Here is a 15838-nt window from a genome sequence, read left to right on the forward strand (position 1 = left end):
CCTTTGTTTGCCGGTGCACTGGCCGAGTTCAGTGTGAACAGGTGACCGTCATCGACATCGGTGTCGTTGGCCAGCACGTTGATGGTCAGGGTCTGGTTTTCCGTGCCAGCGGCGACATCGGCCACCGCCACCGGCGCGTCGTTGGTGCCGGTGATGGTCACATCCACCGTGGAACTCGAGAGCGCGCCGTGTTCGTCCTGCATCTGGTAAGTGAGCGTCACGTGCTCGACCACCCCTTGCGCCAGATGATCGAAGTCAGCTCCCGGATTGAACACCAGCTGGTTGCCGACCACGCTGGCCGTACCCTGGTTTGCCGGTGCACTGGCCGAGTTCAGTGTGAACAGGTGACCGTCATCGACATCGGTGTCGTTGCCCAGCACATTGATGCTCAGGGTCTGGTTTTCCGTGCCGGCGGCGACATCGGCCACTGCCACCGGCGCGTCGTTGGTGCCGGTGATGGTCACATCCACCGTAGAGCTCGAGAGTGCCCCGTGTTCGTCCTGCATCTGGTAACTGAGCGTCACGTGTTCGACCACGCCTTGCGCCAGGTGGTCGAAGTCAGTTCCGGGGGTGAACACCAGCTGGTTGCCRACCACGCTRGCCGTGCCYTTGYTTGCCGGCGCGCTGGCCGAGTTCAGTGTGAACAGGTGACCGTCGTCGACATCGGTGTCATTGGCCAGCACGTCAATGCTCAGGGTCTGGTTTTCCGTACCGGCGGCCGTATCGGCCACCGCCACCGGCGCGTCATTGGTGCCGGTGATGGTGACGTCCACCGTGGAGCTTGAGAGCGCTCCGTACTGATCCTGCATCTGGTAATTGAGCGTCACGTGCTCGACCACGCCTTGCGCCAGATGATCGAAGTCGCTCCCCGGATTGAACACCAGCTGGTTGCCGACCACGCTGGCACTGCCTTTGTTTGCCGGTGCACTGGCCGAGTTCAGTGTGAACAGGTGACCGTCATCGACATCGGTGTCGTTGGCCAGCACGTTGATGGTCAGGGTCTGGTTTTCCGTGCCAGCGGCGACATCGGCCACCGCCACCGGTGCGTCGTTGGTCCCGGTGATGGTGACGTCCACCGTAGAACTCGAGAGCGCGCCGTGTTCGTCCTGCATCTGGTAACTGAGCGTCACGTGCTCGACCACGCCCTGCGCCAGGTGATCGAAGTTGGCCCCCGGGGTGAACAACAACTGGTTGCCGACCACGCTGGCCGTGCCCTTGTTTGCCGGCGCGCTGGCGCTGACCAAGGTGAACGCGTGACCGTCGTCGACATCAGTGTCGTTGCCGAGCACGTTGATGGTCAGGGTCTGGTTCTCCGTGCCAGCGGCGACATCGGCCACTGCTACCGGACCGTCGTTGGTGCCGGTGATCAACCATGACATCGACCCGGGAGTCGTGGCGATGCCGTCGGTAACACCAAAGCTCACGGTCACCGTCATCGGCTCGCCTGCTGCGAGGTGTTGGTAGGCTGCGTTCGTCGGGTCAAGCGTGAAAGAATGCGTTATCGCGTCATAGCTCACGCCGGCTGGTAGGGAAGCCGGGAGGTTAACGACAGAAAGTGTAGTGCCATGATCGACGTCTGAGGCGTGTGCTAGCGCGTTCAACGTGACAGCATGCCCGTCCTCATCGGCATTACCGGTTACTGTGCCAGTCACCACCGGAGCGTCATTGCGCCCCGCAAACTGCACGGTCGCAGTGGCCCAACTGAGCGTGCCGTTGCCGAGACGAATCGCATAGGTAAAGCTGTCCGTCAGGGACTCGCCGACAGCAAGCGCCTGGAGTTGTACCTTGAAAGCATCCGACAAAGTAGCGGCATCGTAGCCGACCCTACCATCTTGGGTGATCCAGATCTTGGCACCCTGGCGACTGTGGTCACCACTGAGCGGATCAAGCGCCTCAATTCTGCTCGTGTCTTGGGTCAGGAGGTCGGCGGGGGCATAGATCTTGGTCGCAGTGGAAGCGCTGAGCGCATCATCAAGCGACCAGAGCGTTTTCGCGTTGCCGCCCAGATCATTGGACATGACGTCCAGATACACGACCCCCTGCAGATCTTCAGTGATGGTCGCGCTGCCCGTGCCAATAACACCAGTAGTGAAGATGTCATCCGTTGCCTGCGGGGTGTTGGAAAACGAAGTAACGGTTCCGCCGCTGGTAGTGGTGGTAGCCATGTCTTACTCCCGAGAATGCCAGTTCTTTAAAAATCGCTACGGACTGCTAACAGCCACAAAACGGACTCTTCTTTGCTGGAGCAAACCGGCGCAGTGTTCTGTCCATTCACGATGTCGTCATCCGATGTCTGTGAGGCGATGGGGACGAAGTCCCGTTTTTGTACCGTTCAGGTTGTTCGGGAGCGGTACGAGACGGTCGCCAGACATCGTCGGCCAGCTGGGCAGCCGACTGCCGGGCCTGACTGGATGGGCGCTGCCGGCAGAGGGGCGCCGGTATCGCGAAGGTGGAGAAGCTCGCCGCGCTTGAGGAACGGATCGCAAGACAGGTTGGGCGAACGTGGGACCAAGCCTGGGACTGCGCTGCGCATGGCACGCAATAAACCGAGAGCACCCATGTGGAAGGGACTCCTGAAATAATGGCTGGGTGGGGGGCCGTGCCTTGGGATATCACTGCGTCAGGGAGACGGCCTTTCCTGATATCAGGTTGATATTTGTCTAGCTGTCGGGTCAGACCTTGTAAAGGTGCTACCCGAAGGGAAAGGTGAAAAGCGCCAATATTCCGACAAGCGGACACTTCAGTGTCGATATTTTGGCGGTCTATTTTTGGCAAAAAAAGGGCCGAGAGGGCCATGGTCACTCAACACTGGCGCGGCTCGAATGAGCTGAAACCCAAATGGGGTATGGGCTGGCTGAGTCTGTACCGACGCAAGTTCTTCTGCCTGTTCGCACTGCAGTTACCTGGCTCAGCGTAAACTGCGCTCCGTTGCCATCTTCTCGCCCCACATGGCCCTCGCAGGTTGGTTGTTTCTGCCGGGGTAAAACCGAATGAAATCAACTTCTCGTCAGGACACCCCTCCTGCGTAAGCAGCGTCAAGATTTCTCGAGAAGAGTGTCAAAAAAAATGCCATTCAAGAAAACGCGTCGTTCCATCCCCTCCACCACTTCACCGCCCTACGTTGAAAATCGTGATTGAGCGCTCCTTCAGACCGCCAAAGTTCTCTAAAGCTTATAAACCAAGGGTCTTCGGTTTGAACGATGTACCGGATTTAGCAGAGCGCATTAGCTTTTTTTGACATAGGCCTTATGAGAAATTCCTCTTGGTTTCTCTCCAAGATGTTCTTAGCTCTCTGTTACAAGCTTGAAACAGCTTGATCTATAAGGCTCGTCAATTATTTGGCGACTGATAAACACCATCAGGATCAAGGACTATGGCCATTTCGAACCAGCGGAAGCGATCACCCAGACCGAAGTGAAGAGCGAAGCCCGTTTGCCTGAAATGAGATAGCTCACTGGAGAGATCGATTTGACCAGCATGGAACCCGGCAACAATGGCGTTGATCCACGTCTGAGCTTTGATGATCCGCTGTTGGATGGTTTGTTGATCCTCTGCAAGCTGCACGACTGCACCGTCAGCCGGGCCAGCCTCAGTGCCGGGCTACCACTGGCCAGGCAACGCATGAGCCTGGAGCTGCTGCCCCGTGCAGCGGCGCGGGCCAGTTTGCAGGCGCGATTGCTGCGGCGTGAACTGGCGTCGATATCAACGCTCAACCTGCCGGTGATGCTGATTCTCAAGAATGGCCGCTGCGCGGTCTTGCGGCGCTGGGGCGACGATGGCAAGGCGCTGATTCTGCCTAGCGAGGCCGAAGGCGGTGAACAATGGGTCAGCCGTGAAGAACTGGCCGAGGAATACAGTGGCCAGGCGTTATTCGCCCGGCCACGGCATGAGCTCGAAGACTTGCGCTCACCACTGGTGCCGCGCGTCGAGGCCTGGTTTCGCGACACCTTGAAGCTGTCGCGCTGGCTCTACAGCGATGCGATTCTGGCGAGTCTCCTGATTAACCTGCTGGGGCTGATGGTTCCGCTGTTTGTAATGCAGACCTACGACCGGGTGGTGCCGAACCAGGCCACCTCGACCTTGTGGGTGCTGGCTATTGGGCTGTTGATCGGTACCGGTTTTGAACTGGTACTGCGGATCGTACGCGCGCATTTGCTGGACACCGCCGGGAAAACAACCGACGTGATCCTTTCCGCGACTTTGTTCGAACGTATCACCGGCATGTCGATGAAAGCGCGACCGGCAACCATTGGCGGTTTTGCCCAAAGCATCCACGACTTCCAGGGACTGCGCGAGTTTCTCACTGCCGTGACCCTGACCAGCCTGATCGACCTGCCGTTTACGGTGCTGATGCTGGTGGTGATCGGCCTGCTCGGTGGCTGGTTGGTGGTCATCCCGCTGCTGGCGTTCCCGATCACTATCCTCTTCGCGATGATGGTCCAGATCCGTCTGCGCGACACGGTCCGCAAGAGTCTGGCGCTTGGCGCCGAACGCCAGGCACTGCTGATCGAAACCCTCGGCAGCCTTGAAACCCTCAAGGCCTGTAGTGCCGAAAGCGAACGCCAGCACAAATGGGAAAGCACCCACGGCGCCCTCACCCGCCTCGATAGCCATGCCCGCCACCTGTCGGCGCTGGTCACCAACGGCACACAGTTCATCCAGCAGTTCTCCGGCATGGCGACCATCGTCGCCGGGGTCTACAGCATCATCGCCAGTAACCTCAGCGTCGGCGCTCTGGTGGCGACCTACATGCTCGGCAGCCGCGTCCTCGCACCGTTGGGGCAAATCGCCGGGCTGATCACCCGCTACCAACAAGCCCAACTGACCATGCGCAGCACCGATACGCTGATGTCCCTACCACAAGAACGCGATGCCAAACAGCGGCCACTTGAGCGCACGCAGCTGCTGGGTGCACTGGACGTCAGCGGCGTAACCTTCCACTACAACGGGCAAAACTCCCCGGCGCTGTCCAACGTCAGCTTCAGTGTAAAACCCGGCGAACGGATCGGTGTCATCGGCCGCAGCGGCTCGGGCAAAAGCACCCTGACGCGGTTGGTGATGGGTTTCTATGCACCGGAAGAAGGCCAACTGCTGCTCGATGGTCTGGACCTGAGGCAACTGGACGTCGCCGACCTGCGCCAGCAAATCGGTTATGTCGCCCACGATCTTCCGCTACTGGCCGGGAGCCTGCGGGACAACCTGACCCTCGGCGCCCGCTATATCAGCGACTCGCGGATGCTCGAAGTGGCCGAACTGACCGGTGTCACTGACCTCGCCCGCCAACACCCACAAGGCTTTGATCGGCCTGTCGGTGAGCGCGGCCAGTTGCTGTCCGGCGGCCAGCGTCAGGCGGTGCTGCTGGCCCGAGCATTGTTGCTCGACCCGCCGATCATGTTGCTCGACGAACCCACCAGCGCCATGGACAACAGCAGCGAAGAAGTTCTGCGCCAACGCCTGCATAAGTGGGTTCAGGGTAAAACCTTGCTGCTGGTCACCCACCGTACCTCGATGCTCAGCCTGGTGGACCGTCTGGTAGTGCTGGACAACGGCCGGATCGTCGCCGACGGTCCGAAAGAAGCGGTCATCGATGCACTGCGCAAGGGCCGTGTCGGTTCTGTGGCTGTTTAGGAGTCGCCTATGTCTGCGTCACAAGGTTCACGCGGCTATTTCAATAGCTTCAGCAAAAGCGCAGAAAGCGAATTCATGCCCGACATCTACGCAGCATCGCTGCAGGATTCGCCGCGCTGGTCGCGGATGACCGTATGGATCGCCGCGGCGCTGATCATCACTGCGCTGGTCTGGGCCAAATTCGCCGTGCTGCAAGAAGTCACCATGGGTGAGGGCAAGGCCATACCGTCCAGTAAGGTTCAGGTGATCCAGAACCTGGAGGGCGGTATCGTCACCGAGATATTCGTGCGGGAAGGGCAAATCGTGAACAAGGGCGATACCCTGCTGCGCCTTGATGACACACGGTTTCTGTCTAACAAGGGCGAGAGTGAGGCGGATCGCCTTGCTTTGATCGCAAAGGTCGAGCGGCTGTCTGCCGAAGCCGAGGGTCGGCCTTTCAAGCTTTCTGACGAGGTCATCGCAAACGCCCCGCAAGTGGCTGAAGACGAGCGCTCGCTGTTTGAACAACGGCAACGTCGCCTGGCCAGCGAGCAACGCACACTGACGGAGCAACTTCGACAAAAAACCCAGGAATTGGCAGAGTTTCGTTCCAAGCAGGGCCAGTTCAGTTCCAGTCTGGGTTTGCTGCAACAGGAAATAAACATGTCGGCACCGCTGGTGGGAACCGGCGCGGTGTCACCAGTGGAAATGCTTCGTCTCAAACGCAGCGCTGTGGAAATCCGTGGTTCGCTGGACGCCACCACCCTGGCGATTCCCCGAGCCGAATCGGCGATCAACGAGATCAAAAGCAAGATCGATGAATCAGTGCAAGGCTTTCGCTCGGACGCCGCCAAGGAGCTCAACGAGAAACGCACCGACCTGTCGAAAATCACCGCGTCGAGCATTGCCATCGATGACCAGGTCACCCGCACCACGGTGGTGTCGCCGGTGCACGGGGTGATCAAGCAACTGAAGGTCAACACCATCGGTGGCGTGGTTCAGCCGGGCAGCGACATAGTGGAAATCGTGCCGCTGGAAGACAACCTGCTGATCGAGGCCAAGGTCCGCCCGCAAGACGTGGCGTTCCTGCATCCTGGCCAGAAAGCCATGGTCAAGTTCAGCGCCTACGACTACACGATCTATGGCGGCCTGAGCGCCAAACTCGAACTGCTCGGGGCCGACACCATCACCGACGACAAGGGCAACAGCTTCTACCTGATTCAGGTACGCACCGACAAAAACCACTTGGGCGGCGACGTTAAGCCGCTGCTGATCATCCCGGGGATGGTCGCTACGGTGGACCTCATCACCGGCGAGAAAAGCGTGCTGGATTACTTGCTCAAACCGGTGCTCAAGGCCCGCACCGAAGCGATGCGCGAGAGGTAGGTTTTTTTACCGGGATCGGCTTTGATTGGTCCATTGCCATCGCGAGCAAGCTCGCTCCCACATTTGAACTGCGGTGGTCACAAATACTGTGTTCACAGCAGATCCACTGTGGGAGCGAGCTTGCTCGCGATGGGGACGACTTGGTAGACCTGCTGATTATGAATCAGCCCCACCATGATTTTTCTGGTACGTCTCCTCCCCCATCGCCGCGATCTGCCCTTCGATCAGCGCTTCAAACGGTCGCAATAGCGGCTCGAAGGTCGTCGGTGCTTCAAGCGTTTGCAATGCCTGCACGATCGCCTCCACCGTCGACAACGCTCCCGGCCCCGGTGCCTTGCGCAAGCGATAGCGCGAAACCGCGCCTTCAGCCAACGTCACTCGGGGCAACGCTGCCAGCAATGGATTGAGGTGCAGCATCTTGCGCGCCTTGCGCCAGGTCCCGTCCGGCACCACCAGCAGCAACGGTTGATCGTCAGGCGTATAGGCCTGCAACGGTTGCGCATCGTCGGCCGGGAACAACAAGCGAGCCCGGTAACCCGGTTGATTCAACAGACGCGGTAAATCCTCGAACACTTCGCCGACGATCAGCTCGGCATAGTTCAGCCCCAACGCCGCCAGCCGCGCGGTGTTCAACGCATGGTTCACCTCGCTCGGATGCTGCAACAGCAGCACCCGGGTGCGGCTGTCGAGGCTCGGAATCAACGGGCACAGGCAATGGGTTTGCGGGCGCAGGCAGCGGGCGCATTGAATTCTGGACATACGATTCCCCCCGATCAGGCCTGGTTGAGCTGCGCTTTGAGCAAGTCGCGGAAGGTCTGGATCAACGGCTCGCGGCTGCGCCCACGACGCACGATCATCGAAAACGGGGCCTGGTAGCCGAAAGTGGCCGGCAGCAGCACGCGCAAATCGCCCTTGTCGGCCCAGGCTTGAGCGTAGTGTTCCGGCAGATAGCCGATGTAGGCGCCGGACAACACCAGAATCAGCTGCGCTTCCATACTTTCCACGGTCGCTGCGCTGTGCTTGAAGCCGTGGCGCGCCAGTTCGGCCTGGCTCCAGTAACCGCGACCGACCATGCGCTGCTGGGTGATGACTTGTTCGGGAATGCGCCGCTCGTTGAACAAGGGATGACGATTGCTGCAATACAGCCAATGTTGTTCACGGTATAGCGGCATGTAGACCAGCCCGCTCATGCGCGTGGAGAACGCACCGATGGCCAGATCGAGGCGGTTGTCCTGCACGCCGAGTTGCAGTTCGTAAGGGCTCATCACCGACAGGTGCAAATGCACCGCCGGGTGCTCCTGGCTGTAGGCACCAATGGCTTCAGCGAACGGCAAAGCCTTGTCGCTGACGGTCGAGTCGATCACCCCGAGGTTGAGCGTGCCGCGCAACTCGCCCTTGAGCGCGGCGGCGTATTGCTCGAAACCTTCAAGTTCACCGAACAAGCGCAAGGTTTCCTGATGGAACAGCTCGCCCTTGCTGGTCAGGCTGAAACCGCCACGCCCGCGATGACAGAGCACCAGCCCCAACGCCGCTTCGAGCTGGCTCATGTAGGTGCTGATGGCCGATGTCGAGAGGTTGAGCTCGTGCTGCGCATTGGCAAACCCCTGATGCCGCACCACGCTGACGAAGATGCGCAACAGTTTCAGGTCGGGTAAAGCGTTGGCCATGAGGCACTCCAAACATCGTTCCCACGCTCTGCGTGGGAATGCAGCCTCGGACGCTCTGCGTCCGCTTCGGGATGTGACGCGGAGCGTCACGGGATGCATTCCCACGCAGAGCATGGGAACGATCAGTGTGAAGTCTATCGCTGCCAAGGCCATTAGTTTAGAAAAATCTGAACTAAGTATTTGCCGGCAGCGATTCCTCTCCCGCCCGGCATTTCGCAGAATCCGCTCAACAGGTGCCTGTGCGATCCCCTTGCGCGGTGCAACCCCATAAATAAAACAATGATGATGAGGCCCTACCCGTGGACAAGATTCTTCACCAACCACTGGGCGGCAATGAAATGCCGCGCTTCGGCGGCATCGCCACCATGATGCGACTCCCCCACTTGCAAACCGCTGCCGGCCTGGACGCTGCCTTCATTGGCATCCCGTTGGACATCGGCACCTCCCTGCGCGCCGGCACCCGCTTCGGACCGCGCGAGATTCGTGCTGAATCGGTAATGATCCGTCCGTACAACATGGCCACCGGCGCTGCGCCGTTTGACTCGCTGTCGGTTGCCGACATCGGTGACGTGGCGATCAACACCTTCAACCTGCTGGACGCCGTGCGGATCATCGAAGAGTCCTACAACGAGATCCTCGAACACGACGTGATCCCGCTGACCCTCGGTGGCGACCACACCATCACCCTGCCGATCCTGCGTGCCATCCATAAAAAGCACGGCAAGGTCGGCCTGGTCCACATCGATGCCCACGCCGATGTGAACGATCACATGTTCGGCGAGAAGATCGCTCACGGCACCACCTTCCGTCGCGCCGTTGAAGAAGGCCTTCTGGATTGCGATCGCGTCGTGCAAATTGGTCTGCGCGCGCAGGGCTACACCGCTGAAGACTTCAACTGGAGCCGCAAACAGGGCTTCCGCGTGGTTCAGGCCGAGGAGTGCTGGCACAAGTCGCTGGAACCTCTGATGGCTGAAGTCCGCGATAAAGTCGGTGGTGGCCCGGTGTATCTGAGCTTCGACATCGACGGCATCGATCCAGCCTGGGCACCCGGCACCGGCACCCCGGAAATCGGCGGTCTGACGACCATTCAGGCGATTGAAATCGTCCGTGGCTGCCAAGGCCTCGACCTGGTTGGCTGCGACCTGGTAGAAGTCTCGCCGCCGTACGACACCACCGGCAACACCTCGCTGCTGGGCGCCAACCTGCTGTACGAAATGCTCTGCGTACTGCCGGGCGTGGCGCACCGCTGAGGCGGCGATCCCCAGCTTGCTTCAGCACCGCTAACGGTTTGGCTTTCTGCACCCTCGAACAACCGCAGCTATCGCGCAATGCCAATCAGGCGTTGTGCGACAGCCGACGTTGTCGAGCCTGTTCCCCGCACCAGTGGCAGTGTTCAGGCAGCACGGGCACGGATTTACTCGCTAAACCGGTCATGTGCAAAACCGCCTGACTGACGCATTACCTGCAGGAACGGACTTTTGTGGCACGGGATTTTAATCCCTCGTCACAACAAGCCACGTGCCTGCCGGGCTCTTATAAGAAAGACAATCGGAGACACGCTTCATGGCTTTGGATTTATTCGTTGTACTCATCTATGCCGCCGGCATGCTCGTGCTGGGCTATTACGGCATGCGCAAGGCCAAGACCCACGAAGACTACCTCGTGGCCGGTCGTAACCTCGGTCCAACCCTGTACATGGGCACCATGGCCGCTACCGTATTGGGCGGTGCATCAACCGTCGGCACCGTTCGCCTGGGTTACGTCCACGGTATTTCCGGTTTCTGGCTCTGCGCCGCACTGGGTTGCGGGATCATCGCGCTGAACCTGTTCCTGGCCAAGCCGCTGCTCAAACTGAAGATCTTCACCGTTACCCAGATCCTCGAAAAGCGTTACAACCCAATGGCCCGCCAGGCCAGTGCGGTGATCATGCTGGCCTACGCGCTGATGATCGGCGTGACCTCGATCCTCGCGATCGGCACCGTGCTGCAAGTGTTGTTCGGCCTGCCCTTCTGGATTTCGGTAGTACTCGGCGGTGGCGTGGTGGTGGTGTATTCGACCATCGGCGGCATGTGGTCGCTGACCCTGACCGACATCGTTCAGTTCGTGATCAAAACCGTTGGCCTGATGTTCATCCTGTTGCCAATCTGCCTGTACCGCGTGGGTGGTTGGGATGAACTGGTGTTGAAACTGCCAGCGTCCAGCTTCAGCTTCACCACCATCGGCTGGGACACCATCATCACCTACTTCATGATCTACTTCTTCGGCATCCTGATCGGCCAGGACATCTGGCAACGGGTGTTCACCGCCAAGAACGAAAAAGTCGCTCAATACGCAGGCACCATCTCCGGTTTCTACTGCATCCTCTACGGTCTGGCCTGTGCGCTGATCGGTATGGCTGCGCATGTACTGATCCCGGACCTGGACAACGTCAACAACGCCTTCGCCGCGATCGTCAAACTGTCCTTGCCTGATGGTATCCGTGGCCTGGTCATCGCAGCAGCCCTGGCCGCCATGATGTCCACCGCCAGCGCCGGCCTGCTCGCCGCGTCCACCACCCTGACCGAAGACCTGCTGCCAAAACTGCGCGGCGGCAAACAGTCGAGCCTGAGCATCAACCGCCTGTTCACCCTGCTGACCGGAATTGTCGTGCTGGGCATCGCATTGGTGGTGAGTGACGTGATCAGTGCCCTGACCCTGGCCTACAACCTGTTGGTGGGCGGCATGCTGGTTCCGCTGATCGGGGCCATTTTCTGGAAACGTGCAACCACCTCCGGCGCTATCGCCAGCATGGGCCTGGGCTTCGTGACCGCCCTGGTGTTCATGTTCAAGGATGGCCTGGATGCCAACACCCCGATCTACTACAGCCTGGCGATTGGCCTGGTGAGCTTCGTCGTGGTCAGCCTGCTGTCCCCTCGCCCGGTTGCCGTGGCGAACGCGATCTAACCTCAGGTTAGACGCCATACACCTTTCTTCGGCGGGTGCAGCGTCGGTTGCTGCACCCGTTTTTTTCGTCTGGAGAAAAGTCCCATGAAGATCGTCAGTCGCGACCAATGGTTCGAAGTCAAACAGCTGAGTGACGGCATTCGACTGATTCACGAGCCGTACATTCGACCGTTCTACCGCTGCAATCTGTGGCACATTCAGGGCCGCGACAAAGACCTGCTGCTCGATAGCGGCTCGGGCCTGGTCAGCCTGCGCGAGCAACTGCCTTGGCTGACCGAACGGCCGCTGGTGGCCGTGGCCAGTCATTGCCATTTCGACCATATCGCCGGTCATCACGAATTCCCCGAGCGGCTGGTGCATCCGGCCGAAGCGCAGATCCTCGCCGAACCCGACGGCGACAACACCCTTTCCAGGGCGTTTGTCGGCGACGAGATGTTCGAAGCCCACCCCGATTGCCCGTTGTGCTACGCCGAATACCGGGTCAAAGCCGCACCCGCCACGGGACTGATCAAAGAAGGTGACGTGCTGGATCTGGGTAATCGAACCTTGCAGGTGCTGCATACTCCCGGTCATTCACCGGGTGGTATCAGCCTTTTTGAAGTTGCCACCGGCACGCTGTTCAGCGGCGACATCATCTACGACGGACCGTTGGTCGAAGACGCCTATCATTCCAACCTCGAGGATTACGCCCGCAGCCTGCAACGCTTGCGCTCGTTGCCGATTCGCACCGTACACGGCGGACATTTCGGAAGTTTTTCCGGGGAGAAGTTGCACACGATGATTGACCAGTGGCTGCAACAGCACGCTTGAGGCGAGTGCGCTAGCGCAGCCGCGCCTCCGACGCGGTGGTCGAAGGCTGCGATCTATTCACGCCTTACCTCGTTTACCGGCGGCGTTGCTGACGGCGACGTTGCTCATCGTCGGTGCGGATGGGCACGGGTTGCAGAGGTGGTTCGATCAAACCAAGCGCGACACCGAGGTCATGGAGCCAGTTTTGCAGTTTCTCTTTCATGGTGCCCCCCCTTCAGGGTAGTGCTGAGCGACCGGGTTCTATAGACGCTTCATACAGATAGTAGTCCGAAGTCTTACGCAATGCTCGCCTCAAAAGGCAAAGATCTGTTACCGAATTCATCAAAATCAGCCCCCATCGGGCGGCCACCACCGAACACCGCTTGTTGCACCTCGATCCACGCATTGAGATTGGCGCCGAGCATACCCTTGCGCCACATCAGCCAGGTGGTGGCACTGGCGAAAGGCTCGGCCAACGGATGCACGGCCACACTCTCGCGTCCCGGCAGACTGGCCAGCATCGACTCGGACATCAGCGCCACGCCGGAACCGGCAATCACACACGCCAGCATCCCCTGATAGGACTCGATTTCCATCGCCCGGCCCATCGCCGCATGATCATGGGCGAACCAGGCCTCCAGGCGCATCCGGTAGGAACAGCCCTGGCGAAAGGTGAACACCGAGCGCCCCTGCACATCCAGCGCGCTGCGCACCGGCGGGTGATCGGCTTCGCTGATCAGCACCAGTTTTTCGTCACACAGCGGCACACCGTCGAGCCCGGCCAGCTGCAGCGGGCCATCGACCAGCGCGGCATCAAGGCGCCCGGTGAGCAGGCCTTCGAGCAATTCGCCACTGGGCGCCGACTGCACTTGCAGGTTCACCGCCGGATAAGTGCGGTGATAGCGCGCCAGCAAACCCGGCAGGTGAATCGCCGCGGTGCTGTACATGGTGCCCAGCACGAAATCGCCGGCCGGTTGCCCGCCCTGCACGGCTGCGTGGGCTTCGTCATGCAGGGCAAACAGCTTGGCGGTGTAGTCCAACAGCACTTTGCCGGCGGGCGAAAGCTGCAAGCGCTGACGCTCACGCAAGAACAGTTCTACGCCGAGCTGATCCTCAAGCTGCTTGAGCCGCGTCGACAGATTGGACGGCACCCGATGCAAGCGTTCGGCGGCGCGGGTGATGGAACCTTCCTCGGCCACAGCCTGGAAGATGCGCAATTGGCTGAATTCCACACCTTTCTCCAAATAAGAACAAGTTACTCACTATTATTCATTTTTAAAGAAAGTCAATCAGTCCTAGCCTGACGGTCATTGCTCCGCTGCAGGAATCCTGACCATGTCGCCGCTTGTACGCTTACTCGCCAGTTTCATTGCCTTGATGATGGCCATGGGCATTGGGCGCTTTGCGCTCACTCCGCAGCTGCCGCACTTGCTCAGCGAAGGTCAGATCGACCTGACTGCCGCCGGTCTGATTGCGGCAGCCAATTACCTGGGCTACTTCATCGGCGCCGTAGACGCGATGTTCGCCCGTCGCCCCGAGCAAGTCCGTCGGCGCTTGCTCGGCGGATTGTGGCTGTGCGTGCTTCTGACCCTCGCCTCGTTCTGGGCCAAGGGCTTCTGGCCGCATCTGGTTTTACGCTTCGGTACCGGTGTAGCCAGCGCCTGGGTGCTGGTCATGATCACCGCGTTGAGCCAGCCATTGGCAATGGCCGCCGGACGTCCACGGCTTGGTGCACTGGTATTCGCCGGACCGGGCCTGGGGATTTTTCTGACGGGTATGCTCGCACTTGGCTCGAACCTGTTGGGACAAAGCTCCGCAACCTTGTGGCTGGTGTATGCCGGCGTAGGCCTGGCAATGCTGTTGGTGATTCTGCCGATCCTGCCGCAACCGACCGCGAGCGTGGCAGCCACAGCCACAGCAACGGCCGGCGCTTCAAAGAGTGCCGGTATCCCGCGACTGAGCTTGATCTACGCGCTGTACGGCCTGGGCTACATCATTCCGGCGACCTTCCTGTCGCAGATGGCCAGCGCCCGTTTTCACGGTCAATGGCAGGCCGATCTGTTCTGGCCGTGTTTTGGCCTGGCGTCCGCCACCGGTGTGCTGCTGGTGAGTTTGCGCAGGCATAACCCCAACGCCACGCGTCACTGGCTGATCGCGACGTTGTGGCTACAAGCGGCCGGGGTCTTCGCTTGCCTGCTGGGCAGCGGTCTTGGCCTGGCCCTGGGGGTAATTCTCTGTGGCACGCCGTTTCTGGCCTGCATGCAATTGGTGATGCAACGCTCGCGAGAACTGGCGCCGCAGGCCACCCAGCGCAATGCCGGCCTGCTGACCGCGTGCTTTGCCGTGGGTCAGCTCAGTGGGCCATTACTGGCAGCGCTGAGCAGCCACTTCAGTAGTGGCTTGCAACCGGCGTTGATGATGGCGGGCAGCGGTCTGCTGGTAGCCGGTGGTTTGCTGCTGCGTCCACTCAACGCTCCAGCATTGTGCGCAAACGACGGCGCACCCACTGTTCTGCGCTGACAAAGGTGATGCCGAGCAACACCAGCACGGCACCGACGACAAAGTTGACACTCAATGGCTCACCGAGCAGCAACACCCCGAAGGTGACACCGAACAGCGGCGTCATGAAAGAGAACACCGCGAGGTTCGATGCCAGGTAACGGCGCAGCAGCCAGAACCACGTCAGGTAGCTGAAAAACGATACCACCAGCCCCTGGAAAAGCACGCTGGCCACCGCCACGTTAGTCAGGTGGACGTGGGTGATCTGCCCGCTTAGCGCGGCAATCAGCAGCAGACCGAGAAAGCCGACGATCAGTTGATAAAACAGGGTCAAGGTCGCCGGCGCTTCCGACAACCGCGAGGCGCGCACGACCACGGTCGTCGCGCCCCAGGCGGCCCCGGCCAGAACGCCGAACGCGTCGCCGAGCAGCATCCGCCGGTCCAGATTGTCCCAGGACACGCCGCCGGCAAAGGCCACGGCAATGCCGATAAACGCCAGCAAAATCCCCAGCCATTGCAACCGCCGCAAACGCTCGCTTGGCAGCAGCCAATGCACGCCCAGTGCGGTGAAGATCGGCGCGGTATAGAGGAACACCGACATGTGCGCCGCCGTGGTCAGTTTCAGGCCTTCGGCGATGAACAAAAACTCGGTGGCAAACAGACCTCCCGCCAGCAAACCGCCGCGCCAGGTGCTGCCGACCTGATTCCAGCCGCCCTTCCAGCAGATCAGCAAACCCACCAGCAATGCGGAAATCCCGGAACGTGCGGCAGCCTGCATCACGGGTGCGATGTCCGCCGCCGCCCATTTGATCATGACCTGCTGGATACCCCAGATCAGGCACAACCCGAACATCACTTGCAGGGCAAAACCATCGGCGCTGCGCCGAGTGGCAATCACCGCGAAACCTCGCGAACGGTTAACGACATGGCAGTTACTCACTAAAAAC

The 15838-nt window shown here is 60.1% G+C and carries 12 protein-coding genes; 6 read left to right on the top strand and 6 right to left on the bottom strand.

Translation table 11 applies throughout. The features are described 5' to 3' along the window. Positions 1-2165 (bottom strand): Ig-like domain-containing protein (locus tag AC1DIG_RS27835; RefSeq protein WP_477769897.1); only part of this gene is annotated, 2165 nt, incomplete at its 3' end. 1303 nt (positions 2166-3468) lie between these two features. On the opposite strand from AC1DIG_RS27835, the gene AC1DIG_RS27840 reads away from it, so the two are divergent. Together AC1DIG_RS27840 and AC1DIG_RS27845 are read left to right on the top strand one after the other, a co-directional pair. After that, positions 3469-5628 carry a type I secretion system permease/ATPase gene (locus AC1DIG_RS27840; RefSeq protein WP_427540725.1) on the top strand — a complete coding sequence of 720 codons (2160 nt, stop codon included), beginning with the start codon at positions 3469-3471 and terminating at the stop codon, positions 5626-5628. A 9-nt stretch (positions 5629-5637) separates the two neighbouring features. Beyond that, on the top strand, positions 5638-6993 hold the full coding sequence (locus tag AC1DIG_RS27845; protein ID WP_477769898.1) for an HlyD family type I secretion periplasmic adaptor subunit: 1356 nt from the start codon (positions 5638-5640) through the stop codon (positions 6991-6993). Between the two features lie 156 nt (positions 6994-7149). On the opposite strand, the gene AC1DIG_RS27850 is transcribed toward AC1DIG_RS27845, so the two are convergent. Beyond that, positions 7150-7752 carry a tRNA-uridine aminocarboxypropyltransferase gene (locus tag AC1DIG_RS27850; RefSeq protein WP_477769899.1) on the bottom strand — a complete coding sequence of 201 codons (603 nt, stop codon included), beginning with the start codon at positions 7750-7752 and terminating at the stop codon, positions 7150-7152. A gap of 14 nt (positions 7753-7766) precedes the next feature. Further along, the gene (locus tag AC1DIG_RS27855) at positions 7767-8660 is read right to left on the bottom strand and encodes a LysR family transcriptional regulator (RefSeq protein WP_477769900.1); all 894 of its coding nucleotides are present in this window, start codon (positions 8658-8660) and stop codon (positions 7767-7769) included. A 299-nt stretch (positions 8661-8959) separates the two neighbouring features. Here AC1DIG_RS27855 and speB point away from each other — a divergent pair, with 299 nt between their 5' ends. The 3 genes from speB to AC1DIG_RS27870 all read left to right on the top strand — a co-directional run bounded on the left by speB (position 8960) and on the right by AC1DIG_RS27870 (position 12413). Next, a complete protein-coding gene (speB, locus tag AC1DIG_RS27860; RefSeq protein WP_477769901.1) occupies positions 8960-9910 on the top strand; it encodes an agmatinase in 951 nt (316 codons plus the stop codon). A gap of 313 nt (positions 9911-10223) precedes the next feature. After that, positions 10224-11603, top strand: a complete 1380-nt coding sequence (locus AC1DIG_RS27865) for a sodium:solute symporter family protein (protein WP_427529818.1) — start codon at positions 10224-10226, stop codon at positions 11601-11603. Positions 11604-11687: 84 nt separating this feature from the next. After that, positions 11688-12413, top strand: coding sequence for an MBL fold metallo-hydrolase (locus AC1DIG_RS27870; RefSeq protein WP_477769902.1), 726 nt, complete (start codon positions 11688-11690; stop codon positions 12411-12413). Between the two features lie 73 nt (positions 12414-12486). Here AC1DIG_RS27870 and AC1DIG_RS27875 read toward each other — a convergent pair whose 3' ends face one another. Further along, entirely contained in the window at positions 12487-12615 is a 129-nt protein-coding gene (locus AC1DIG_RS27875) for a PA1414 family protein (RefSeq protein ID WP_009042667.1), read from the bottom strand. A 73-nt stretch (positions 12616-12688) separates the two neighbouring features. Beyond that, positions 12689-13624, bottom strand: a complete 936-nt coding sequence (ptrR, locus tag AC1DIG_RS27880; RefSeq protein WP_477769903.1) for a putrescine utilization regulator PtrR — start codon at positions 13622-13624, stop codon at positions 12689-12691. 103 nt (positions 13625-13727) lie between these two features. Here ptrR and AC1DIG_RS27885 point away from each other — a divergent pair, with 103 nt between their 5' ends. Then, on the top strand, positions 13728-14912 hold the full coding sequence (locus tag AC1DIG_RS27885) for an MFS transporter (RefSeq protein WP_477769904.1): 1185 nt from the start codon (positions 13728-13730) through the stop codon (positions 14910-14912). Here the strand turns inward: AC1DIG_RS27885 and AC1DIG_RS27890 are convergent. After that, positions 14860-15789 carry a DMT family transporter gene (locus AC1DIG_RS27890; protein ID WP_427529810.1) on the bottom strand — a complete coding sequence of 310 codons (930 nt, stop codon included), beginning with the start codon at positions 15787-15789 and terminating at the stop codon, positions 14860-14862. The two genes, AC1DIG_RS27885 and AC1DIG_RS27890, sit on opposite strands and share 53 nt — an antisense overlap. Between the last annotated feature and the right edge of the window lie 49 nt (positions 15790-15838).

Source organism: Pseudomonas sp. 05N431, from assembly GCF_056397005.1.

Coding starts and splice junctions, on each gene's coding strand:
- AC1DIG_RS27845 (WP_477769898.1), top strand. CDS start 5,638: ATGTCTGCGTCACAAGGTTCACGCGGCTATTTCAATAGCTTCAGCAAA.
- AC1DIG_RS27850 (WP_477769899.1), bottom strand. CDS start 7,752: ATGTCCAGAATTCAATGCGCCCGCTGCCTGCGCCCGCAAACCCATTGC.
- AC1DIG_RS27855 (WP_477769900.1), bottom strand. CDS start 8,660: ATGGCCAACGCTTTACCCGACCTGAAACTGTTGCGCATCTTCGTCAGC.
- AC1DIG_RS27865 (WP_427529818.1), top strand. CDS start 10,224: ATGGCTTTGGATTTATTCGTTGTACTCATCTATGCCGCCGGCATGCTC.
- AC1DIG_RS27870 (WP_477769902.1), top strand. CDS start 11,688: ATGAAGATCGTCAGTCGCGACCAATGGTTCGAAGTCAAACAGCTGAGT.
- AC1DIG_RS27875 (WP_009042667.1), bottom strand. CDS start 12,615: ATGAAAGAGAAACTGCAAAACTGGCTCCATGACCTCGGTGTCGCGCTT.
- AC1DIG_RS27885 (WP_477769904.1), top strand. CDS start 13,728: ATGTCGCCGCTTGTACGCTTACTCGCCAGTTTCATTGCCTTGATGATG.